This is a genomic window from Corallococcus interemptor, assembly GCF_003668875.1.
In the GTDB taxonomy this organism is placed as follows: Bacteria; Myxococcota; Myxococcia; order Myxococcales; family Myxococcaceae; genus Corallococcus; species Corallococcus interemptor.
Genome location: NZ_RAWM01000020.1, coordinates 45785 through 68081, shown reverse-complemented (window position 1 = coordinate 68081; position 22297 = coordinate 45785). Strand labels below are relative to the sequence as shown.

General features: G+C 71.8%; 15 protein-coding genes. 9 read left to right on the top strand and 6 right to left on the bottom strand.

The window, feature by feature from the left end; genetic code table 11:
• Nucleotides 1–2 precede the first annotated feature (2 nt).
• From D7X96_RS10485 to D7X96_RS10470, 4 genes are all read left to right on the top strand, one after another.
• Entirely contained in the window at nt 3–155 is a 153-nt protein-coding gene (locus tag D7X96_RS10485; protein ID WP_244219525.1) for an RCC1 domain-containing protein, read from the top strand.
• A 107-nt stretch (nt 156–262) separates the two neighbouring features.
• Nucleotides 263–1798, top strand: a complete 1536-nt coding sequence (locus tag D7X96_RS10480; protein ID WP_121769635.1) for a hypothetical protein — start codon at nt 263–265, stop codon at nt 1796–1798.
• 63 nt (nt 1799–1861) lie between these two features.
• On the top strand, nt 1862–3433 hold the full coding sequence (locus D7X96_RS10475; RefSeq protein ID WP_147442705.1) for a hypothetical protein: 1572 nt from the start codon (nt 1862–1864) through the stop codon (nt 3431–3433).
• 4 nt (nt 3434–3437) lie between these two features.
• On the top strand, nt 3438–5177 hold the full coding sequence (locus D7X96_RS10470; RefSeq protein ID WP_121724856.1) for an Hsp70 family protein: 1740 nt from the start codon (nt 3438–3440) through the stop codon (nt 5175–5177).
• Nucleotides 5178–5180: 3 nt separating this feature from the next.
• On the opposite strand, the gene D7X96_RS10465 is transcribed toward D7X96_RS10470, so the two are convergent.
• Together D7X96_RS10465 and D7X96_RS10460 are read right to left on the bottom strand one after the other, a co-directional pair.
• Nucleotides 5181–6416, bottom strand: coding sequence for an acetyl-CoA C-acetyltransferase (locus D7X96_RS10465; RefSeq protein ID WP_121769634.1), 1236 nt, complete (start codon nt 6414–6416; stop codon nt 5181–5183).
• Between the two features lie 145 nt (nt 6417–6561).
• On the bottom strand, nt 6562–6882 hold the full coding sequence (locus D7X96_RS10460) for an OsmC family protein (RefSeq protein WP_121769645.1): 321 nt from the start codon (nt 6880–6882) through the stop codon (nt 6562–6564).
• Nucleotides 6883–7082: 200 nt separating this feature from the next.
• Between D7X96_RS10460 and D7X96_RS10455 the strand changes: the two genes are divergently transcribed.
• Nucleotides 7083–8462: an MFS transporter gene (locus tag D7X96_RS10455; RefSeq protein ID WP_167510826.1), complete on the top strand. Its 1380-nt coding sequence runs from the start codon at nt 7083–7085 to the stop codon at nt 8460–8462.
• Here D7X96_RS10455 and D7X96_RS10450 read toward each other — a convergent pair.
• Together D7X96_RS10450 and D7X96_RS10445 are read right to left on the bottom strand one after the other, a co-directional pair.
• On the bottom strand, nt 8410–9708 hold the full coding sequence (locus tag D7X96_RS10450) for an FHA domain-containing protein (RefSeq protein ID WP_121769632.1): 1299 nt from the start codon (nt 9706–9708) through the stop codon (nt 8410–8412). The genes D7X96_RS10455 and D7X96_RS10450 overlap by 53 nt on opposite strands.
• A 2-nt stretch (nt 9709–9710) precedes the next feature.
• Complete coding sequence (locus D7X96_RS10445; RefSeq protein WP_279637372.1) at nt 9711–11993, bottom strand: thioredoxin domain-containing protein; 2283 nt, start codon at nt 11991–11993, stop codon at nt 9711–9713.
• 433 nt (nt 11994–12426) lie between these two features.
• On the opposite strand from D7X96_RS10445, the gene D7X96_RS10440 reads away from it, so the two are divergent.
• A complete protein-coding gene (locus D7X96_RS10440; protein ID WP_120547745.1) occupies nt 12427–12891 on the top strand; it encodes a hypothetical protein in 465 nt (154 codons plus the stop codon).
• A gap of 56 nt (nt 12892–12947) precedes the next feature.
• Here D7X96_RS10440 and D7X96_RS10435 read toward each other — a convergent pair whose 3' ends face one another.
• Nucleotides 12948–15515 carry a hypothetical protein gene (locus D7X96_RS10435; RefSeq protein WP_121769644.1) on the bottom strand — a complete coding sequence of 856 codons (2568 nt, stop codon included), beginning with the start codon at nt 15513–15515 and terminating at the stop codon, nt 12948–12950.
• Between the two features lie 249 nt (nt 15516–15764).
• On the opposite strand from D7X96_RS10435, the gene D7X96_RS10430 reads away from it, so the two are divergent.
• Genes D7X96_RS10430 through D7X96_RS10420 form a run of 3 tightly spaced genes read left to right on the top strand, consistent with a single transcriptional unit; the run spans nt 15765 to nt 20972 of the window.
• Nucleotides 15765–18581: a serine/threonine-protein kinase gene (locus D7X96_RS10430; RefSeq protein WP_121769630.1), complete on the top strand. Its 2817-nt coding sequence runs from the start codon at nt 15765–15767 to the stop codon at nt 18579–18581.
• 54 nt (nt 18582–18635) lie between these two features.
• Nucleotides 18636–19979 carry a sigma 54-interacting transcriptional regulator gene (locus tag D7X96_RS10425; protein ID WP_244219523.1) on the top strand — a complete coding sequence of 448 codons (1344 nt, stop codon included), beginning with the start codon at nt 18636–18638 and terminating at the stop codon, nt 19977–19979.
• Nucleotides 19980–20039: 60 nt separating this feature from the next.
• A complete protein-coding gene (locus tag D7X96_RS10420; RefSeq protein ID WP_121725182.1) occupies nt 20040–20972 on the top strand; it encodes a hypothetical protein in 933 nt (310 codons plus the stop codon).
• Between the two features lie 28 nt (nt 20973–21000).
• On the opposite strand, the gene D7X96_RS10415 is transcribed toward D7X96_RS10420, so the two are convergent.
• A complete protein-coding gene (locus D7X96_RS10415; RefSeq protein ID WP_120547748.1) occupies nt 21001–22275 on the bottom strand; it encodes a hypothetical protein in 1275 nt (424 codons plus the stop codon).
• Nucleotides 22276–22297 lie beyond the last annotated feature (22 nt).

Here is a 22297-nt window from a genome sequence, read left to right as displayed (position 1 = left end):
ACATGTCGACCGTGCGCGGGCCGGGCGGCTCGCACATGCTGGCGCTCCAGTCGGACGGCACGGTGTGGGCGTGGGGCCTCAATGGCCAGGGACAGCTGTGCACCGGTAACGCAGGCTACCGCGTGGTGCCGTACCAGGTGTCGCCCACGCCCTGAGTGATGGGAGGCGATGACGCTCGCCCGGACCTCATCCACACGGTCCGCGCGGGTGCCCGGGGGGCCCCGCTGTGCGGTGGTTGCGCGCACGCTATCGTGCGGCCCGCATGGACTTCGACGAGGCACTCCGCGAGCTGGGTGTGGACGCGGACCCCGGGGACGACACGGTCCGCCGCACGTACCTGCGCAAGTTGAAGACGCGCAAGCCGGAGACGGATCCGGAGGGCTTCGCCCGCCTGCGCGCAGCGTATGAAACCGTGCTCGCGCGCCGTGAGGGACGCGAGGGGCCGCGCACCCAGGCGGCACCCTGGACCCAGGCCACGCAGCAGCATCCCCAGCCTGGAGCTGCGTCCGCCACGGTGGCGCCGATCCAGGATGCACTGACGCGCTTCCGCGCGGAGTTCTGGGCGCTCCCTCCGGATGCGCCTCCGGAAGTGCTGGTGGACGTGGCGCGCCGCGCGGTGGAGGCCGTGCAGGATGCGGCCGAGCCCCGGCGATGGCTGGTGGCGGCGCTGCTCCGTGCGAACCGCGACAAGGAGGCCCTGGCGGCGTGCCGCGACGCGTACCGGCAGGGCCATGCCGGGTTCCTGTTGGAGCTGGCGCAGCGCTTTCCCCGCGCGCTGGAGGACGCGGAGATCGAGCTGCTGGGACGCGACGCTCCGCACCGCTTCCTCTGGCGGTTGGCGGACCAGCTGCTGGACTTCCATGACGTGGAGCGCGCGTGGAAGGTGGCGCGGGTCGCCTTCGAGCGGACGGGCTCGGCCCCGACGGAGCCGCCTCCGCCCCACCCCTGGTTCGTGAACTTCGCGTTGCTGATGCACCTCAACAACCGCCCCGGCCTGGCGCGGGAGTTGGTGCGACGCTACGTGGCGTGGATGGACCGCGAAGGCAGGTCGCATGCCTTCGAGTCCGGGGACGTGGGCGCCGTCTGGCCGCTGGTGCTGGAGCTGGGAGCCCTGCCGGACACGTTCAACGGCTCGCTGCGCAGGAGCCTCGTGAGGCTCGTGCTCGACCAGGACCTGGAGGGAGCGCGGTTCACGCTCCGGGAACTGGAGAGGAACCTGCCCCAGGGGGCCGTGGACGCGATCCATGCGCTGCGCCAGCATGCCCCGAAGCTGAATCAGTTGTTGGGCGCTCCGATGCTGCCCAGGGTGGGGAACACCGGACCCCCATCGGAGCGCCTTCCGGGCCCCGTTGCTCTCTCGAAGGAAGAGACTGAAAAAGCCTACCGGAGCTTCAAGGTGGCGATGAGGGTGGTGGTCGTCGTGGCGCTGCTCGCGGTGGCCGTGAGCGTCCACATCCTCCGCATGCGCTCGGAGGGGCCGAGCGAGCAAGAGCAGTGGATGGCCTCTGCCCAGCGACAGGGGCAGGTGCTCTGCGAGCAGTTCCGTGGCACGGGCCACCACCCGTTCTGCGTCGGCCTCCGGGCGCTGGTGGCGCGGAGGGAGAGGGGCGACTGCACGCCGATGGACGCGGAGTTCCTCGCGCTGAGGCAGCAGTTGGGGCATCCGTTCGCCCCCTTCCGTGGGAGCAGCCTCCCTGCGTCCCAGGAACGCCAGCGCCCGACGAACGAGGACTTCACGGCCTTCGAGCAGGCGTTGGGGAACGTCTGCCAGGGGTCGGAAGTGAGCCGGGTGCGGTAGGCGCCCGCGCACGCTATCGTCGGCGTCCGTATGGACTTCCAGGAAGCGCTCCGGGAGTTGGACGTGGAAGCCGACCCCGGTGGCGACGTCATCCGCCGCGCGTATCTGCGCAAGTTGAAGACGCGCAAGCCGGAGACGGACCCGGAGGGCTTCGCGCGCCTGCGTGAGGCCTATGAGACGGTGCTCGCGCGCCGCGAGGGACGCGAGGCCCCTCGCACCCAGGCGGCGCCGTTGGAGGAGGCCGCGAAGCCGGCGCCCGAATCCGGGCCCACGTCTCCTGTCGTCGCCACGCCGGCTTCGCTGGAGCGCTTCCGCGCGGAGTTCCGGGCGCTGCCGCCAGATGCCCCTCCGGAGGCGCCGGTGGACGTGGCGCGCCGGGCGGTGGAGGCCCTGCAGGATGAAGTGGAGCCCCGGCAATGGCTGGTGGAGGCCCTGCTCGCCGCGGACCGCGTCCCGGAGGCGCTGGCCGCGTACCGCGACGCGTACCGGCAGGGGCACCTGGGCTTCCTCGCGGAGCTGGCGCAGCGCTTTCCCCGCGCGCTGGAGGACGCGGAGATTTCGCTGCTGGGCCGCTCGGCGCCGCACCGGTTCCTGTGGATGGTGGCGAACCGGCTGCTGGAGCTCGACGAGGTGGCGCACGCGTGGAAGGTGGGGCAGGCCGCCTTCGAGCGGATGGGGAACAACCCCGAGGAGCCGCCCCCGCCCCCCGGCTGGTTCGTGCAGTTCGTGTTGCTGTTGCACCTGAATGTCCTCCCCGGTCCGGCGCGCGAGCTGGCGCAGCGGTACGTGGCCTGGGTGAAGGCGGAGGGGCTGTCGGATGCCTTCGCCTCCGAGGAAGTGGCCCCGCTCTGGCCGCTGGTGCTGGAGCTGAACGCGCTGCCGGACACCTTCAGCGGCACGCTGCGCAGGACCCTCGCGAAGGTCGTGCTCGACGGGCACGTGGAGCGCGCGCGGGCCGCGTTCCTGGCGCTGGCGAAGGTGCGTCCCGAAGAGGCCACGGACGCGGTCCACCTGCTCCGTCAGCACGCGCCGCTCCTGTACCTCGCGCTGGACCGCCCCGCGCCGCCCGAGGCCAGGAAGGACCGGCGTGGCGAGCGCCGGAGGAAGGAGACCGGCCCCTCGCCCAAGGCGGGGGATGCATCGCCTGCCGCACAGGCCCCAAGCCTGCCCGCGCCGAAAGCGGCGAGCGCGGCTCCTGAGCCCGTGGCGGACCCCTGGGGCCCGAAGGGCGCGTCCCGGGGCTTCAAGGTGGCGCTGGGAGTGCTGGGGGTGGTGGCGCTGCTCGTCGTGGCCCTGGTCGTCCAGAACCTCCGCTCCCGTCCCGATGTGGGAAGCCGCGTGCCCGGACAGGAGCGCGTGGAGGCCGCCCGGCAGGCTGCGTTCGGGCTCTGCGTCCAGTTCTCCATCCTGGACCGCAGCAAGGGGTGCAACTACCTCCAGTCGGTGGTGAAGCTGGGGGACCAGGGCGACTGCAAGGCGCTGTACGACGAGCGCATCGCGCTGAGGACGCGGCTGGAGAACCAGCTCGCCGTCTTCGGCGCGAAGGACGACCCGACGCTGCGGGACCGCCAGCGCAAGATGGACGAGGCCTTCACGGCGTTCGAGCAGGCGCTGGGACGGATATGCCAGAGGTGAGGCGATGAGCGGTGGTTCAGGCACAAAGCCCATCCTGGGCATCGACCTGGGGACGACGTACTCGCTGGTGGCGGTGCTGCGCGATGGCCGGCCCACCGTGCTGCCCAACGCCCTGGGCGAAATCCTCACGCCCAGCGCGGTGAGCATCAACGCCGCGGGCGAGGTGCTGGTGGGCGCGGCGGCGAAGGCCCACTCGGTCCTGGACCCGGCCTCCGGCGCGGCGGCCTTCAAGCGCGACATGGGCACGGACCGTCAGCGCGTCATCGGCGGCCGGAGCTTTTCGCCGCAGGAGCTGTCCGCGCTGGTGCTCGGTGCGCTGAAGCGGGACGCGGAGGCGGCGCTGGGCGTGACCATCGAGGAGGCAGTGGTGACGGTGCCCGCCTACTTCGGAGACCTCCAGCGGCAGGCCACCCGCGACGCGGGCGCCATCGCGGGCCTGAAGGTCGAGCGCATCATCAACGAGCCCACCGCCGCGGCGCTGGCCTATGGCCTCCACGAGCGCGACCGGGAGATGCGCGTGGCGGTGCTCGACCTGGGCGGCGGCACCTTCGACGTGACGGTGCTGGAGATCATCGAAGGCGTCATCGAAATCCAGTCCTCCGCCGGAGACGCGCGGCTGGGCGGCGAGGACTTCGACACCGCGCTGGCGCGCCACGTGGCACGCGAGGTCCGCATGAAGCAGGACGTGGACCTGGAGGAGCACGCCGCCGCGTGGTCCCGCCTGCGCGAGGCCTGCGAGGCCGCCAAGCGCCGGCTGTCCGCCTCCGAGCGCACGCGGGTGGTGCTGCCGGAGCTGCCGCTGGACAAGGGCCGCCGGCTGACGGTGGACCTGGAGCTCACCCGCGACGACGCGGAGCAGGCGTGGGCCTCCGTGCTGGAGCGCATGCGCGGCCCCATCCGTCAGGCGCTCCAGGACGCGTCGCTCCAGGCGAAGGACGTGGACGAGGTGCTGCTGGTGGGCGGCTCCACCCGCATGCCCTGCGTGGCGGCGATGAGCGCGGAGCTGTTCGGCCGGCTGCCCTTGCGCAAGCTGCCGCCGGACGAGGCCGTGGCGCTGGGCGCCGCGGTGCAGGCCGCGATGAAGGGCGGCGACCGCGCGGTGGAGGACCTGGTCGTCACCGACGTGGCCCCCTTCACCATGGGCGTCGCCACGCTGGCGCAGGCGGGGCGGCAGCACGTCACCGGCGTCTTCAGCCCCATCCTGGAGCGAGGCACCGTCATCCCCACCAGCCGCGTGGAGCGCTACTACACGAGCAGCGACTTCCAGCGGGAGATCCAGCTGGAGATCTACCAGGGCGAACACGCCCGCTGCGAAGACAACGTCAAGCTGGGCGAGTACCGCTTCCAGGGACTGCCGCCCGCGCCCGCGAGCGAGCAGGCCGTGGACGTGCGCTTCACCTACGACCTCAACGGCATCCTGGAGGTGGAGGTGACGGTGGTGGCCACCGGCCGCAAGGAGGCCTTCGTCATCCAGCAGCGCCCCGGCCGCCTCACGCCGGCGCAGATTGAGGAGGCGCGCCAGCGGATGGCGGCGCTCAAGCTGCACCCGCGCGACGCCCTGCCCAACACCACCGCGCTCGCGCGGGCGGATGCGCTGTTCGTCCAGCTCACCGGCCTGCCGCGCGAGGAGCTGGCGTCCGCCATCGCCGCGTTCCGGCTGGCGCTGGAGGCCCAGGAGCCCGGGCGCATCGCGGACATCCGCGAGCGCCTCAACGCGATGGTGCGGGTCCTGCGGGAGCGCTGAGCGCTACACGCGCTCGATGATGGTGGCGATGCCCTGGCCGCCACCGATGCACATGGTGATGAGCGCCGTCTGCTTGTTCGTGCGCTCCAGCTCATCCAGCGCGGTGCCGAGCAGCATCGCGCCGGTGGCGCCCAGCGGGTGGCCCAGCGCGATGGAGCCGCCGTTGACGTTCACCCGCTCCGGGTCGATGCCCAGCGCGCGCGTCGTCTGGAGCACCACGGCGGCGAAGGCCTCGTTGATCTCCCACAGGTCGATGTCGCCCGCCTTCATGCCGGCCATGCGCAGGGCCTTCTCGCTCACGGGAGCGGGGGCGGTGAGCATGATGAGCGGCTCGGTGCCCAGCGTCGCCATGGCGCGGATGCGGGCGCGCGGCTTGAGGCCCTTCTCCTTCACGTAGCGCTCGGACGCCAGCGCCACCACGGCGGCCCCGTCCACGATGCCGCTGGAGTTGCCCGCGGTGTGCACGTGCTGGATGCGCTTCGCTTGCGGGTAGGCGGACAGCGCGATGCCGTCCAGCGTCTCGCCGCTCGGGCCCACGGCCGTCTCGCCCATGGCGACGAACGCGGGCTTGAGCGCGGCCAGGCCCTGCGCGGTGGTGTCCGGGCGCGGGTACTCGTCGCGCTCCAGCAGCACGGCGCCGGTGGCCGGGTCCTTCACCGCGAAGAGGGACCTGGCGAAGCGGTTCTCCTCGATGGCGCGCGCCGCCTGACGCTGCGAGCGCAGGGCCCACGCGTCCACGTCCTCGCGGGTGATGCCCTCCAGCGTCGCGATGAGGTCCGCGCTGATGCCCTGGGGCACCTGGTAGACGCGCTCGCGCAGCCGCACGTTGCCGCCGTCCTGGCCGCCGCCGTCCGCGCCCAGCGACAGGTGGGACATGCTCTCCACGCCGCCCGTCACCACGAAGTCCATGGCGCCGGAGGCCACGCCCATCGCGCCGAAGTTCACCGCCTGGAGCCCGGAGCCGCAGAAGCGGTTGAGCGACACGGCGGACACGCCCTGCGGCCACCCCGCCGCCAGCACGGCATTGCGAGCGATGTTCGCGCCCTGCTCGTTCACCTGGGACACGCACCCCGCGATGACGTCACCCACCTCGCGAGCATCCCAGCCGCCGCGCCGCTGGAGCGCGTTGAGCGTCTGCGCGAGCAGCTCCTGCGGGTGCAGCCCCGTCAGGGCTCCCTTGCCCATCTTCCCGCGCCCGCGCGGGGTCCGGACGGCGTCGACGATGTAGCTGGCGGTCATGTGCGGCTCCTTTGATGTCGGTCGTAATATTATCGTCGTAATTTGGAAGTCAAGGCGACCTGGGGTGGGAGAAAGCGCGACGGGCCCGGCGCCTGTGCTGGCACCGGGCCCGCCGTGGGGATGGAACGTGGGGGAGGGGGCCTGATTAGACCGCGGGCACCATGGACAGGTGGATGGGGGTGGCGTGGGCCAGGTTGTCGCTGACGGGGCAGCGCGTCTCCACTTCGCGCAGCAGGTGGGCCAGCTGTTCCTGCGTGACGTCGCCCTTCACGTGGATGGTGGCGGTGAGGGACTGGTAGCCCGCGTGCGCCGCGAGGATGAAGTCGAGCGGGCTGGGCGCGCCGTTCTGGCCGCCCAGCTCCACGGGCTCGTCCATGAAGATCTTGAACGCCTGCGCCTCCGTGGTGCTGCGAGCCATGCTCTCGCCCACGGTGCGGACCTGACCGGTGTACATCGGCTGTGCCATGTCGTTGGCCTCCTGCACTGCATACGCAGGCAGGGCGCCGGACGGGTTCGCGGTGCTTTTTCCGGGTGGGCAGTGTTGATGACCTTGAAGTCCAAGGTGTTCGGGGCAGACACCGCGACAGGCGGCCCGGTACAAGGCCTGAAGCGGCCCGTCCTCCCAGGGCGCGTAGGGGCATCCCTTGGGGGGAGGCGGCGGAGACCTTGACCCCTCCACAACGGCTGGTCCTGGGAATCGCCGTGCTCGCGTCGCTCGTCACGTTCCTGGACGGGGCGATCATCAACGTCGCGCTGCCCGCGATGGTGCGGGACCTGGGCGGCGGGCTCACCCTCCAGCAGTGGGTGGTGGATGCCTATCTCATCACGCTGGGCTCGCTGATGCTGGCCGCGGGCTCGCTGTCGGATGTCTTCGGGCGCAAGCGCATCCTGCGGCTGGGCCTGCTGGGCTTCGGGGCGACTTCTCTGTTGTGCGCGCTGGCGCCGACGGGCGCGGTGCTCATCCTCGCGCGTGCACTGCAGGGGGCCACGGGCGCGCTGCTGGTGCCGGGCTCGCTGGCGCTCATCCTGTCCTTCTTCTCCGGCCCCGAGCAGGCGAAGGCCATTGGCGCGTGGACCGGCTGGACGGGAGGCGCGTTCATCGCGGGGCCGCTGGTGGGCGGGCTGCTGGTGGACACGGTGGGCTGGCGATGGATCTTCGGCATCAACGTGCTGCCCATCGCGCTGACGCTGACGCTGCTCGCGCGCATGGAGGAGCCCGCCCGGCCGGAGGGCGCGCGCGTCGACGTGCTGGGGGCCGTGCTGGCATGTCTGGGATTGGGCGGTCCGGTCTACGCGCTGATTGAACAGGGGTCGGTGGGCTGGACGCATCCCACGGTGCTGGCGTCGCTGGGCGTGGGCGTGCCGGCGTTCCTCGCGTTCCTCTGGCAGGAGCGGCGGTCGTCGCACCCGATGATGCCCCTGGGGCTGTTCCGGGCGCGCAACTTCTGGGTGGGCAACCTGGCCACGACGTCCATCTATGGGGCGCTGGCGCTGAGCGAGTTCGTCATCACGCTGTTCCTCCAGCAGGTGGGAGGACTGCGCGCGACGCTGGCGGGCCTGGCGCTGCTGCCGACGACGATCATCATGTTGTTGTTCTCGTCGGTGTTCGGCGGGCTCGCGGGGCGGTTCGGTCCTCGCCTGTTCATGGCGGTGGGGCCGTGTGTCGCGGGCGCCGGGTTCCTGCTCATGCTGCGCGCAGGCACGCCGCTGGACTTCTGGACGCAGATGCTGCCGGGCGTGCTGGTGTTTGGCGTGGGGCTGACGACGACGGTGGCGCCGTTGACGGCGGCGGTGCTCGGGTCCGTCCACAAGGAACAGGCGGGCATCGGCTCGGCCATCAACAACGCCATTGCCCGGGTCGCGGGGCTCATCGCCATCGCGTTCACGGGGCTCATCGTGGGCCCGCGACTGGACGTCGCGGGCTTCCACCGGGTGATGATCGTCTCCGCGGTGATGCTGGTGCTGGGCGGAGTCATCTCCGCCCTGGGCATCCTCAATCCTCGGCGGGCTGGAGGGAGAAGTACACGGCCTCGGTCCCCAGGTTGAAGGTGTCCCCGTCGGAGATCTTCTGGCGCTTGATTCGCTGGTGGTTGATCCACGTCCCGTTGGACGAACCCAGGTCCTCGATGAAGTAGTCGTTGCCCTCGCGCACGACGGCGGCGTGCTCGCGGGAGACCCTGCCGGACTTCACCACGAGGCTGCACTGCGGACCGCGTCCCAGCGTGAAGCGCTCCACGTCCACGCGCGTGCCGGGGTCGTCCGGGCTCAGCCGCACGAACAGGTCCATGCGCGCGGGGGCCTTGGGGGCGGGCTTGCGGCTCCGGTTGGATTCCGCGGGCGTGTTCTCCACGGGCTCGGAGGCGCGCAGCACGCGGCCCTGCCTGCGGCCAGCGGAGGCCTTCTCGGCCGGAGGTGCCACGAAGGGCAGGTCCTGCTCGGGTTCGCCTTCCGCGCCCGGGTCCCGCGGCTCCTCGTCCGCTTCGGAGGCCGCGGCCGCGTCTTCGTCGGAGCCCGTGGCCTCCTCACCCGTCTTGGCTTCTTCGGGGCCTGAGTCGTCGGCCTCGTTGGCGCCCGGGAGTTCTTCGGAGCCGATGGCCGCTTCGATGTCCGCCGCGGATCCGTCGTCTTCTTCCTCGGGGGCCGTCGAGTCCTGCTCGTCCGTGCCGGAGGGCTCCTCGTCGGCGGCCGCCTCGTCCTCCGAAGCCTCGTTGTCCTCTTCGGCCGACGCGTCTTCACCCGCGCTGGACTCGCCCGTGTCGGGGGCATCGGCTTCGGACGCTTCGTCCTCGTCCGACGCTTCGTCCTCGTCCTCGTCCTCGTCCTCGTCCTCGTCCAACTCCTCATCCTCATCGGACGCCACCGGCACGTCGCGGGGCAGGGTGACCGCGTCCACCGCCGCCAGGACCTCCTGCATGCGGGAGCGCGCGTGGGCCGCCTCTTCCGCGGGCGTCGGGGCCTTCACGGGTTCGGGCTCGGCGACCGCGGACACGGCGGGCTTCGCGGGCGCGGCGGCGGGGGACTCAGCCGGGCGCACCGGTGCGGCGGAAGGGACCTCGGCCGGGCGCACCGGTGCGGGCTCCGGGGGCCGGGCCGCCGGGGCTCGCACGGGCTCTCCCTCGGCCGCCACTCCGAGCGCCACGGGCGTGGGTGACACGTAGCCGTTCTGTTTCGCGAGCAGGAACAGCGCCTGGGCCACCAGGGCGTTGCGGTCCACGCCCAGGTCGTGGCTCATCTGCTCCAGCGCCCGCCACAGGGGCTCCGCGACCTCGATGGTTTCACGAATCCGATTCATGCCTAGCTGCCCCTCAGGTTGCTCTGCCACGGAGAGACGTGATCCGGGTCATTGAGCCAATAAAACATCGCTTGCGTCTCCGCGTACTGCCGCTCCGCGATGGACACCAGGTTCGGGTGCAGGTCGCCCAGCGGGACGCCCTCGAACAGGAAGCCCTGGCCGGGCTTCGTGGTGCTGGCGTTCCCCCGGAACTTGCGGTCCCGGCTCTGCCACAGCCGCTGCGAGGCCTGTCCCGCCGCCTGGCCATAATCCGCCGGCGGCGCGACGCGCGTGGGCATCCGGAACGACGTCTCTCCGCACGACCACAACAGCCACGACAGCGCGCTCCAGTCCCCGCGCAACATCAGCGTCAGGTCCGCGAGCCCCATCTCCAGGTCGAGCGTCTCGTCGACCTCCACCAGGTCGTCATCATCTCCCGCCAGTTCGTACTGCTTCAGCTCCACCGGCCCATCGCCCAGCAGTCCTGACAGGTCCGGCGGCAGCCAGGAGACCGAAGCACCGGGCTTGAACCGCTGGAGCAGCGCGCCGCGCATGGCCTGAAGCCGCGTGGCGTACCTGCGCACCATCTGCTGGATGGCCTCCAGGGACTGCGCGGGCTTCTCCGGCAGGCCGTCGTAGGCGCAGCGCGGAGGCTCCTGGCCCGCCCAGAAGTCGAACCGGGGGAACAACGCCCGCGCGTACGTGGCCAGGAACGCGGCCGTGTCCGGCTCCACGGAGGAGAGCCCTTCCGCGTCCTTCCGCACCTGATCCGCCACGCCCAGGTTCAGCAGGATGAGGCCGCGCGTGAACAGGTTCGCCTTGCGCTCCGGCGCCAGCAGCATCGCCGCGTGCAGGAAGTCCAGCGCCGCGCGCGGCCGGTCCGTCTGATCCAGCAGCACCGCGTACGCCCGCAGAATCGTGGCGGCCTCTCCGCCGCGCATGAGCGCGTCCGCCATGGGCGCCCACGACCGGCCCGCTCCCTGCACCACGTCGTCCGCGACCTCGCGGGCCGAGTCCTGGGTGCGCGGCAGCGTCAGCTCCTCCAGTCCGTCCTTCAACGGCTGGACGTCCAGGGACGTGGCGCAAGCGCGCGCCGTGGCGAGCAGGGCCTCGCGGTAGCGCCGCTCCGCGCGGGCCACCTTCGCCAGCTCGCGCCAGCCCTCCGCGCTCCGCGCGAGGTTGGAGAACACCATCGAGCGCGCCAGCGTCCGCTCATCCTGGGCCTGGCCCAGGTCGCGCTTGAGCACCACCGCGCGCTGCGCGTCCATCAGGGACCACTCGCCGCACGCGAGGTCGCCTTCCGCGCGGCCCTCCTCGAAGTGCACGCGGAAGTCCGCGTAGGTCTTCTCCGCGCGCGACCAGTAGCGCCCGTGGCGCCGTCCGTCCTCGAACTCGGCCTCCCAGAGCAGCTGTCCCTGCACGTCCCAGAAGCGGGTGAGGCCGTGGCGCTCGCCGTCCGCGTTGAGCGTCACTTTGGTCCACTGGTTCAGGTCCTCGCGCAGCTCCGCGTCCTCGGGCAGGTGCGCCGGGCGGGTGGGGTAGGGCTCTCCGGTGGAGGGCACCACGCGCTGGCCCTGTCCGTTGAAGTGCTGCACGTGCCGCACGGCGCCGTGCTCGTAGTGCATCACCGTCTTGCGCACGCGCGCGTTCACTCCGCCTTCGTGCATGCGCTCGGTGGTGAAGCTTTCGGACGCAATCCAGGTGCGCGGGCCGTGGAGCTGGCCCTGCTCGAAGGCGCCCTCCTGGGACACGGAGCCGTCTTCATGGAAGCGCTTGAAGGGCCCGTGCGGCCGGCCGTGCTCCATGATGCATTCGTTGCAGAGCGTGCCGTCCGCGCGCCAGTACCGCCACGTGCCGTGGGGCAGGCCCTTCGCGTCCTTGGGGCCGGAGGACCACTCCCCATCGCCGTCGTCCCAGGTGGCGTCCTCGGGGATGCCGGGAGGGGGCTGGCCCGCTTCGGTCCGCTCGCGGTTCTCGGCGCGGCGCTTCTGCTCCGCGACGTCCACGGCCCGCAGCGCGGTGAGCATCCGGTCCAGCGCGTCGGCGGGCAGCGCCTCGGAGACGCGGTGGACCTCCAGGCCGTCCTTGTACGCGACGAGCGTGGGATAGGTGTCGATGCCCAGCGGCTCGGCCACCGACTCGTGCGTCTCCGCGTCGAGCCGGGCGAACGTGATGTCCGCGAACCGGGTGGCCGCCTCGGCGAACACGGGCGCGAACGCGTGGCAGGGTTCGCACCACGAGGTCCAGAAATCCACGACGCACATGCCGGGCTTCTGGGTGACTGCTTCGAAATCCTCCGGGGTCAACTCGACCGGGACACCTGCCAACGGGAACTCCTGCTCAGGGGGAGGGGCGATAAGAGGGGCGCCGGGGGCGCGCGTCAACCGGCGCGTCACGGGGAAACCCGCTTCCGTCCGGGCCGGACAGGGCCGGCCTGTAGCAATGCAGGGAGCGTCCGGACGCCCCCTGCGGCCAAGGACTCCGGCATGCGTCCTGTCCCCACGGCTGAGAAGTTGAGAACCCCCGCAAAGGCCTCCCCTCCGGCGGCGCTCCGCACAAACCTGTCCGACAGCCGGACAGGTTTTTGAGCAACCGGGTTCCGGGGGCGGTCGTTTCATCCGAGCCGCGGGGACTTGTCCGACTGTCGGACAGGTTTTGGCCGACCGCGGCCAGGGGGCGACCGTCGACAGACGTCCGTGCGGGCTGGCACCCTGGGCGTTCCTCCTTCACGAGCCGGACATGGCGGGAACCGCCCACGGCACGCCCGCGGAGTTCGCGGCCGCGTTCCGGCGGCTGGTCACCGTGTTCCGCCAGCAGGGCGTGACGAACGTGGGCTACCGCGTCTTCGACGTGGTGCGCCTCACCGACCACGAGACGCCGCTCACCGGGTCCGCGGAGCAGCTCTCCGGCTGGCGCGAGTCCGGCGGCCAGCCCTTCGTGACCGAGGACGCGCTCCAGGCCTTCACCCGCGAGCACGGGCTGGAGACCACGCCGCGCATCCTGGAGCAGGACGGCGCCGCGCTTCCGAAGGACCTGGAGGGCGCGTCCGCCTGGCTGCGCGAGCACGCGCCGTCCACGCGGTGCGCGCTGGATGGCGGGGCCGGGAAGCACCCGGAGGGCATCGTGGTGCGCACCCGCGACCGGCGCACCATCGCGAAGCTGCGCTACGAGGACTACGAGCGCACCCCGCGCGTGAAGCGTTGAAGCCGAGGAGGCGGCGGTGGCTCCGATTCCACCGCCGCCTCGCTCCATGCTTCGCTTCAATCAATCTGCAGTTCGGCGATCTTGTGCGGCTTGTCGCTGATGAGGTCCATCAGCTTCCCGAAGCCGAAGGTCAGCAGGCCGATGCCCGCGCCCACGGCCATGCCCAGCGGGCCGCCAATCGCGCCCACCGCCACCGCGCCACCCAGGCTGCCCGCGATGCCGACAGCACCCTTGGCGATTTGCGCGCCGTCGTTCACCTTCGCGCCGTTGACGATGTCCATCACGCCGCCCGCCGCGCCGCCCACCGCGCCCAGCACGTTGGCCGCGCCGCCCGCCGCCTTGAGCGCGGAGAGCGCCTTGCTCCCCATGCTCGCCGCCGTGCCGGCCACCTTGCCGATGCCGCCCATGCCCTTCACCGAATCCAGCACCGTGCGCGTGAGGGCGCCGCCGACCTTCGGATCCGCCAGCGTCTTCGCCCAGGGGATGCTCTTCGCGGTGTTGGCCGTGTTGGCGGTCGTGGTGAGCGCGCCCGCGTTCTTGAAGCCCTTGATGGCCTCCGTGAACGCCTTGCCGCCGGTGTACATGTTCAGCGCGCCGTTGGCCGTGTCCGCCACGCCCTTCACGATGTCCGGCATGTTGTTCTCGCGGATGCCTCGCGCCAGCGACATGCCGCCCGCCACCACGCCCGCCACGCCGCCCAGCGCGCTCGCGCCGCCCTGCGCCGCGTTCAGGCCCTTGGAGACGGTGTCCCTGCCCAGGATCTCCGTCGCCTTCGCCGGCAGCCGGCCTGCGTCCTGGCTCAGCCCCTGGAGCATCGTCAGCGCCTTCGCGCCGCCGCTGTTGGCGTACTGGTTCACCGTGTTCGCGGTGGAGATGGACGCCTGCTCCAGCAGGACCTTTCCGAATTCGTCGTCCTTGAAGGACTCGGCGTCCGTGACGTCGCGCAGGTCCGCGCCGTCCTTGCCGGACAGCTGCATCCGCTCGCCGTCCTTGCCCACCTCGTGGATACCCTTGCGCCCGTCCGCGTCCGTCACCGTGGTGCGCGAGCCCACCAGCTGCGCGCCCTGATCCGACACCAGCGACGTGTCCTCCTTGAGCGCGCTCTCCGTCCTGCCGTCCTTCGTGCGCCGGGTCTCCAGCGACTCCTGGAGCTCCAGGCCCTGGTCCGTGGCCTTGCGGCTGCTGTTGTAGTGCTGCTCCAGGTCGGAGCCGTCCGGCTCGCGGCTCCTGGCGTCCAGCTTCTCGATGGAGCCGTCCTGGCCGTACGTGGTGGAGGACTCGCCGCTCACGGGCACGCGCTTGGAGGAGTCCGCGCTCTCGAAGGTCTTGCCCTCGAACTTCTCCTTCAAGGTGCTGCCCTCGCGCGTGCGCTCCGTCTTGAGGGTCGCGTCCGGGTAGCCCTCGATGAAGGTCTGCGAGTCCAGCCGGTCCGCGCCCTTCTGCAGGTCCACCGTCCAGCGCTTCGGCGGGCGGCCGTCGCCCGTCTTGTCCGCGTCGTAGTCCTCACCGCCGTGCTGGGAGTACTCGTCGCGCACGCGGGCCATGTCCTCGTACGTGTGCGGCCCCTCGCCTGCGTACCGGGTGTGGCCGTCCAGCGTGCGGTCCACGTAGGACGTGGCCTTCACGTTGTCCTGGGAGAAGTTCTGCACGCGGCTGTACTGCGGGTCGCCCTGCTTGCCGTCCGCGCCCGGCGCCGGGATGGAATACGCATACGTGTCCGAGCGGTCCACCGGCTTGTCGAAGTCGAACGGGCCCTTGAGCTTGTTGTCGATGCTGCCGCCGCCCTTCTGCTGGTAGAAGGACGTGCGGCTGCCCTCGGCGTTGCCGTTCACCTGCGAGTACTCGTCGGTGTGGAGCCGGTCGCCATCCTTGTGCTTCTCGATGGAGACCTCGTTGCGCGTATACGTCAGCCCCGCGTCGCGCGTCTTGGAGATGTCACCGAAGGACTTGAGGTCCGCCGCCTCGTTCCTGTCGCCCTTCCACTCCGCGCGCTCCACCAGCGTGGCGCCGTCCGCCTTCATCTCCAGACGGTCGCGCGTGTTGACGCCGTCCTGATAGGTGGCGCTGTCCACCACCACCGCGCCGTCCTGTTTCGTCGCGACGGAGCGCTCCACGACTTCCTTCTGGCCGTTGACGCGGGTGAGCTCCACCTGCGTGTCGGACAGGCGCTTGACGCTGGCGCCTTCGGGGACCTTCTCCTGGCCGTCCGCCATGGCGAAGAGCCGGTCTGCCTCCTGGGTCGTCTTCTCGCGCAGGGACTTCTGCGCATCCAACGTCTCCTGTCGCGTCTCGCCCACCGTCTTCAGGTCCACGGCCTGCTTCGCCTTGTCCTCGCCGGACACCGTCTGGCGCTCCGGCGGAGCCGCACCCGTCGCGGCCAGCCCTACGCGCAGCTGGGGGACCGCAGGGGGCGTCACGGCCGTGGCGGCGGCCTTCACCGCGCGGCCCACGCCGCTCAGGTCCGGGCCCGCGGCCGGCTTCTTCACGTCGAACCCGTCCGCCACCACGGCGGGCTTCTTCGCCTCCACCGGCGCGGCCTGGGGGGCGGCCGCGGCCGGCTTCTTCGCGACGGCGGGCGGGGTGACGGGAGTCAGCGGCTTCCGGGTGGCGGGGGTGAGGACCATGGAGGAACTCCAGAAGGGGAGGGCTGCGAGCACCGCGATGCGCCACCCCATTGCGTCCCGCATGCCAGCGCCGTCGCCCCCGGGCCGCCCCTGATTCCAGGGGTTTGTATCCCACCCTGTGCGCACGCCCTGATGACGGGCGTTGGCCGCTGATGACGACCGTCACCAGGCAGGCGTCCTGGGTTGACGCGGCGCGGAAGGATGTTCGGAGCGGGCGAGGGCCGGCGGTAGACTCGCGGCCCACGGCCCATGACGAAGAGAGACACCGGAAGGCGAAGCGCAGGCACCGGCTCCATGGACTCCGCGCGCTCGGGCGCCGGGACGGGACGGGGCTCGGGATACGGAACGGGCCCCCGGCCTCGCCGCGCGGAGGACGTGCCTCCGGTTCCCCAGGTGGGCCGCTACCTGCTGCTGCGCAAGCTGGGGCAGGGCGGCATGGGCGTGGTGTACGCCGCCTATGACCCGGACCTGGACCGCAAGATTGCCCTGAAGCTGCTGCACCCGAACGCCAACCGGGACAATGAAGAGGCGCGCTCCCGGCTATTGCGCGAAGCGCAGGCCATGGCGCGCGTCTCCCACCCCAACGTCATCCCCGTCTTCGACGTGGGCATGTGGGGCGACCAGGTCTTCGTCGCCATGGAGCTGGTGGAGGGCGGCACGCTGGGCTCGTGGCTGAAGGAGGCGAAGCCCTCCTGGCGCGAGGTGCTGGAGCGCTACCTCCAGGCGGGCCGGGGCCTGCAGGCCGCGCACGCGGCGGGGCTGGTGCACCGCGACTTCAAGCCCGCCAACGTGCTGGTGAGCCACGCGGGCCGCGTCTACGTGACGGACTTCGGGCTGGCGCGGCAGGTGGGGGAAGGGCCGGAGACCGCGGCCTCGCCGGAGGAGGCCCAGGTGCTGGAGTCCTCCGACCGGCGCATGCTGGACACCACGCTCACGGAAGCGGGCCTGCTGGTGGGCACGCCCAACTACATGTCCCCGGAGCAGTTCCGGGGCACGCAGCTGGACGCGCGCACGGACCAGTTCAGCTTCTGCGCGGCGCTCTACGGCGCGCTCTACGGCACGCGCCCCTTCGACCCCGGCAGCATCAAGGCCTACGTGTCCGCCAGCCGCAGCGCGGAAGTGGAAGCGGACGGCACCGCGTCGCTGGGCGGCACGCAGTCCCTGAACGCTGGTCCCGCGAAGCCCGCCCCCGTCATCTCGCCGCCGCCCGCGCTCATCCGCGAGCCGCCGCGCGACGCGAAGGTGCCCGGCTGGGTGCGCCAGGCGGTGCTGCGCGGACTGTCGCTGGACGCGGACGCGCGCTTTGCCTCCATGCAGGCCCTGCTGGACGCGCTCTCCCAGGAGCAGCGCCACGGACAGCGCAAGCGCTGGCTGGGCGCGGCGGGCGCGATGACGACCGCGCTGGCGGTGGCGGGCGGCGTGGCGTGGCAGCAGTCCCAGGTGTGCACGGACGCGGGCGCGCTGATGGACACCGTGTGGACGCCGGACGCGAAGGCGAAGCTGGAGTCCGCCTTCCGCGCCACCGGCAAGCCCTTCGCGGAAGGCATGGCCTCCCGCGCGGTGCAGGTGCTGGGGCAGTACGCGGACGCGTGGAAACACCAGCGCGTCCAGGCGTGTGAAGAGGCGCGCGTGAGCGGCGTGAAGCCGGAGGAGCAGCTGGACCGGCAGGTGGTGTGCCTGGAGCGCCGCCGCAAGGACCTGCGCGCCACGGTGGACCTGCTCGCGAGCGCGGACGCCGCCATGGTCGCGAAGTCCGTGGACATGGTGCACGCGCTGCCCGCGCTGCACGAGTGCGAGGACGTGGAGGGCCTGGCCGAACAGCAGCGCCGCCCCTCCGACCCCGCCCTGCGCGACACCATCGAGGCGCTGGAGGACCAGCTGTCGGAGGTGCGCGCGCAGGTGGACGCGGGCCGCTACCCCGCGGCGCTCGCGGCGGTGAAGGCGCTGGAGGCGCCGGTGGAGAAGACGGGCTATCTGCCGCTCAAGGCGGAGATGCGCTTCCACCTGGGCTGGCTCCAGGAACAGACGGGCCAGTCGCCGGAGGCCTCCCGCCTGCTGTCGCGCGCGGTGTTCGACGCGGAGGCGGGCAGGGCGGACCGGCTGAAGGTCGCCATCCTCAACAAGCTGCTCTACGTGGAGGACGGCCAGAAGCACTACGACCCGGCGGCGAACTGGGGCGAACTGGCGGAGGCCACCCTCCAGCGCCTGGGCGGCGAGCCCGTGCTCCAGGCCGACGTGAAGGTGAACCAGGCCAACCTCGCCATGTCCCAGGGCCACATGGAGGAGGCCCGAGCGCGGCTGGAGGAGGCGAGCGCCCTCTACGACAAGGCGCTGCCCCCCGAGCACCCCAAGCGCGCGCGGGCCCTCTTCCTCCTGGGCCGGCTGGTGCTGGGCACGGGCGACGCGAAGGGGGCGGTGCCGCTCCTGGAGGCGTCGCTCGCGAAGACCGAGGCGGCCGTGGGCCCGGTGCACCCGGACATGGCCAACCGGCACGGCCTGCTGTCCCTGGCCCTGCGCGACGCCGGTCAGCCCAAGCGCGCGCTGCCGCACGCCCAGGCCGTGGTGGACCTCTTCAAGAAGCTCCACGGCGACAAGAGCGCCCAGGTGGCGGAGGCGCTGGACGAATTGGGCATGTGCCAGCTGGGCATGAAGCGCTACGACGACGCGCTCAAGACCTACGAGCAGGCCGTGGCCCTCAAGCGCGAGCTCTTGCCCGAGGGCGACGAGGGCCTTCAGCCCTCCTACGACGGCGTGGGCCAGGCGCTGCTGGGCCTGGGCCGGGCGCGCGACTCCGTGGCGCCGCTCCAGCTGGCGGTGTCCTTCGCCTCCGCGCCCCCGGACGCGCTGGCGGAGTCCGGCTTCGCGCTGGCGCGGGCGCTGTACCAGACGGGCCAGTCACCAGAGCTTCGGGCGCAGGCCCGCGGCGAGGCCACCCGCGCAAGGGCGCGCTTCAGCGAGTCCGGCATGGACGACCGCGTGGGCGAGGTGGACTCGTGGCTTCAGACGCTGCCCGAGGAGTCCCCGCGCCCGCCTGCCCGCAAGCCGGGCCGGGGCCGGCGCAGGTAGGACGTCACGCGCGGCTGCTGGCGACCCAGGCGGGGCGTGCTAGCGTCCCGCGCCGTGTCGCTGCCACCAGACGAGGACGAGGCGCTCCTGGATGCCACGGCCACCCTGAACCGGGGCCGTGCGGGACAGGTGCGGATGGTGCTCCGGGTGCTTTCCGGCGCGGAGGCCGGCAAGGCCCACCCGCTCAAGCAGGGGACGTACACCGTGGGCAAGGCGCCCACGTGTGACATCGTCCTCTCCGACAAGGCCGTCTCGCGCCAGCACCTGAAGCTGGAGGTGCATGACGAGCACGTCGTCGCCACGGACCTGGGCTCGCACAACGGCTCGTTCGTGGAGGGGCTGCGCTTCACCGCCATGGAGCTGCGCCCCGGCAGCGTCATCACCCTGGGCACCACCGAATTGAAGCTGGTGCCGGAGGACACGCGCGAGCGTTCGCTGCCCCTGTCCTCGAAGGACCGCTTCGGCGCGCTCGTGGGCCAGAGCCGCAAGATGCGCGAGGCCTTCACCGTGCTGGAGCGCCTGGCGCCCGGCGGCGCGGACGTCCTCATCCACGGCGAGACGGGCACCGGCAAGGACCTGTGCGCGGAGGCCATCCACCAGCAGAGCCCGCGCGCCAAGGGCCCCTTCGTCATCGTGGACCTGGCGGGCGTGCCCTCCACCCTCATCGAGTCCGAACTCTTCGGCCACGTGAAGGGCTCCTTCACCGGCGCCCAGGCCGACCGCGCGGGCGCCTTCGAGCGCGCGCAGAACGGCACCGTCTTCCTGGATGAGATTGGCGAGCTGCCCCTGGAGCTGCAGCCGCGCCTCTTGCGCGTGCTGGAGCGCCGGCAGGTCAAGCGCGTGGGCGGCAACGACTACTTCACGGTGAACGTGCGCGTGGTGGCCGCCTCGCACGTGAACCTGGAGCAGGCCGTCAACCAGGGGAAGTTCCGCCGGGACCTCTTCCACCGGCTCGCCGTGCTGCGCGTCACGCTGCCCGCGCTGCGCGAGCGCCCGGAGGACATCCCGTACCTCATCGACCACATGCTCAAGCAGATGGGCCGGCCGCAGAGCGCGCTGTCGGACCAGACGCGCGCCCTGCTCATGCAGTACCCCTGGCCCGGCAACGTGCGCGAGCTGCGCAACGTGGTGGAGCAGGTCGTCAACCTGGGCGAGGAGGCCCTGCCGGACCTGGAGGCGCCCCCGGGCGCGGACGGCCGCAGGGGCCCGGACCTGGACCTGCCCTTCAAGGAGGCCAAGGAGCACCTCATTGAAGTCTTCGAGCGCGACTACCTGAAGAACCTCATCGAGCGCTGCGAGGGCAACATCTCCCGGGCTTCCCGAGAGGCGGACATCGATCGTGTCTACCTTCGGAAACTCCTGCGCAAGCACGGGTTGGATCCGTCCGGGGACCCTTAACACGGAGCGGCACCCGGGGTAGGATGGCATCCCCCATCCCCCCCCTCCGGAGACGCTACCGTGAGCGTGAACCTCTCTTCCAACCTCCTCCGTACCTTCCAGCAGCTGGCGGAGGTGAAGCCGTCCGCCCTCCCGCAGCAGACCGCGCAGCAGGTCGGGTTGCCGGAGGAGAAGGTCGTCTCGCAGGTGGAGGGCGCGCCCACCCCCGTCCAGACGGAGCAGGCCACGGACGCCTTCTCGGCGGTGCAGGCCCTCAACCAGGCGTGGGCGAACCGCTTCCAGGTGAACGCGGGCGCCTCCGCGCAGGAGCTGGGCGTCACGGGCGCGCTGGCGAACGCGCCCCAGGCCCCGGAGATTGGCGGCTGGGACACCGCGGCGGCCGACCCCGAGGTCGTCAAGCAGACCAACGCGAACGACTGCGGCGCCGCCGTGGCGGTGATGCTGGGCAAGGAGATTGGCACCAGCAAGGCGCAGCCCACGTCGGACAAGGAAAAGATGGCCGCGCTGGAGTCGCGCTTCACGCAGGGCCAGGGCACGTCGCCGCATGAGCTGTCCAACATGCTGGCGAACCAGGGCACGAAGGTGACCCAGACGTCGTCCAAGCTCGACACGAAGGCCCTGGATGACGCGCTCGCGCGCGGCGCCAAGGGCGCGGTGATGGTGGACTCCTGCCTGGTGGACCCCACGACGAAGCCGGGCGAGACGGGCCGCGCGCACTGGGTCTCCGTGGAGGGCAAGGACGACCAGGGCCGCTACCTGCTCAAGGACCCCAGCACCGGCTCCAAGATTCCGGTGGACGCGCAGCGGCTGGCGGACTCCATGGAGATCTCCTGGAACCAGCACCAGGGCGGCGGGCAGATGATCGTCGAAAGCGCGCAGGGCATGTCGGAGGCCCAGGCCGCGCAGGAGGGCGGGCTCAAGGCCGTCGCGCTCGGCAACACGGATGGCGGCGGCTCGCGCGCCATGGGCAACTTCGGCCGCGAGTCCTCATGAGGGACTCAAGGCCGCGCGCCTCACCGCTTCAGACGGTGAGGTGCTGCACGGCCTGGAGCCGGAGCAGCTGACGCGCCAGCGCCTGCACCTGCTCCACCTCCTGCTCCCCCATCACCTTGCGCAGCGCCAGCTTCTTGTCCGTGGAGGCTCGCAGGAGCAGCGCGCGCAGCTGGGGGTTGGAGAGCAGCGGGTTCAGCTGGCGCAGGTGGCCCACCAGCGCGCCCAGCTGGGGCAGGGTGAGGCCCGCCACCATCACCTGCGTCGCGGTGCCCTCGTCCGGAGTCTGGCTGGTGGCCAGCATCCACGGGGACAGCAGCACCGAACGGGTGAAGTCCTTCTCGCACGACAGGCCCAGCCGCGCGCACTCCTCCACCACGGGGCCGCTGTCGTGGCCCGCGATGATGGGCTGGATGCGCGCGGCCTCGTACTTCTGGAGGACGCCGTCGTACGCCTTCCGGGCCTCCACGCCCTGCGGGGTGCGCGGGAACTCCGCGAAGGCCTGGGCAATCTCGTCGCGCAGCCTGCCCATGAGCGTGGCGTCGTCCGCCGTGCCGGGCTCGCCCAGCACCTGGGCCAGGTAGGCCCGGTCCTCGGGGACCGCGTTCGCGGACTTCCACCACTCGAAGGTGACGGTGCTCACGCTCAGCACCACCGGGAGCGTGACGACGCCCTGGCGGCCGGCGTTGGGGAGGAAGGCGCCCATCTTCCCCTCCACCTCCATGAGGCCGCGGTGGAGGCGGTTGAGGACGGCGAGGCGCAGCTTCGCGCGGCCCTCCAGCGCCTGCTTCGCGGCGTCGGATGACTGGCCGTCGGTGGCGGTGCGCTCGCGGGGAGCTTCGGAAGCGCCCGGCTTGCGCGCGAACCGGGGCTCCACGTTCGCCTGCTGCGGCACCACCAGCGGCTGGGGGAGCGCCGGGGCCGTCTGGGGCGTCTGGGCCGCGAGGGCCGGGGGCTGCTCCAGGGCGCCCAGGGGGGCGGCTTCGTGCGGCGTGCCGGCCGCCAGTCCCTCCTGCTGCTGGGCTCCACGCGCGCCGCCGCCTTCGTTGCGCTCCGCCTCTCCGGAGCGGACGGAGGTGTCCATGCCGTCCTGGCCGGAGGACTGCTCCAGGCCTCCCTTGGCGGAGGCGCCGTGCGCGGAGCCTCCCTTGACGCTGGCGCCGCCCTTCGCGGGGGCTCCCTTCCCGGTGGCCTTGCCCGGAGTCCTGGACTCGGCGGGCTGCTGCGCCTTCTCACCCTTCTCCTGCGCGGGCCCTTGCAGGGGCAGGCCCGGGCGGGGAAGGCCAGACGGAAGGCGGACACTCATGGACGGGGCCTCGGGGAGGGGG

Excerpts from the sequence above, each read along its gene's own strand:
- D7X96_RS10430 (WP_121769630.1), top strand. The coding sequence starts at position 15,765 with ATGACGAAGAGAGACACCGGAAGGCGAAGCGCAGGCACCGGCTCCATG.
- D7X96_RS10465 (WP_121769634.1), bottom strand. The coding sequence starts at position 6,416 with ATGACCGCCAGCTACATCGTCGACGCCGTCCGGACCCCGCGCGGGCGC.
- D7X96_RS10415 (WP_120547748.1), bottom strand. The coding sequence starts at position 22,275 with ATGAGTGTCCGCCTTCCGTCTGGCCTTCCCCGCCCGGGCCTGCCCCTG.
- D7X96_RS10480 (WP_121769635.1), top strand. The coding sequence starts at position 263 with ATGGACTTCGACGAGGCACTCCGCGAGCTGGGTGTGGACGCGGACCCC.
- D7X96_RS10435 (WP_121769644.1), bottom strand. The coding sequence starts at position 15,515 with ATGGTCCTCACCCCCGCCACCCGGAAGCCGCTGACTCCCGTCACCCCG.
- D7X96_RS10460 (WP_121769645.1), bottom strand. The coding sequence starts at position 6,882 with ATGGCACAGCCGATGTACACCGGTCAGGTCCGCACCGTGGGCGAGAGC.
- D7X96_RS10450 (WP_121769632.1), bottom strand. The coding sequence starts at position 9,708 with ATGAATCGGATTCGTGAAACCATCGAGGTCGCGGAGCCCCTGTGGCGG.
- D7X96_RS10440 (WP_120547745.1), top strand. The coding sequence starts at position 12,427 with ATGGCGGGAACCGCCCACGGCACGCCCGCGGAGTTCGCGGCCGCGTTC.
- D7X96_RS10485 (WP_244219525.1), top strand. The coding sequence starts at position 3 with ATGTCGACCGTGCGCGGGCCGGGCGGCTCGCACATGCTGGCGCTCCAG.
- D7X96_RS10470 (WP_121724856.1), top strand. The coding sequence starts at position 3,438 with ATGAGCGGTGGTTCAGGCACAAAGCCCATCCTGGGCATCGACCTGGGG.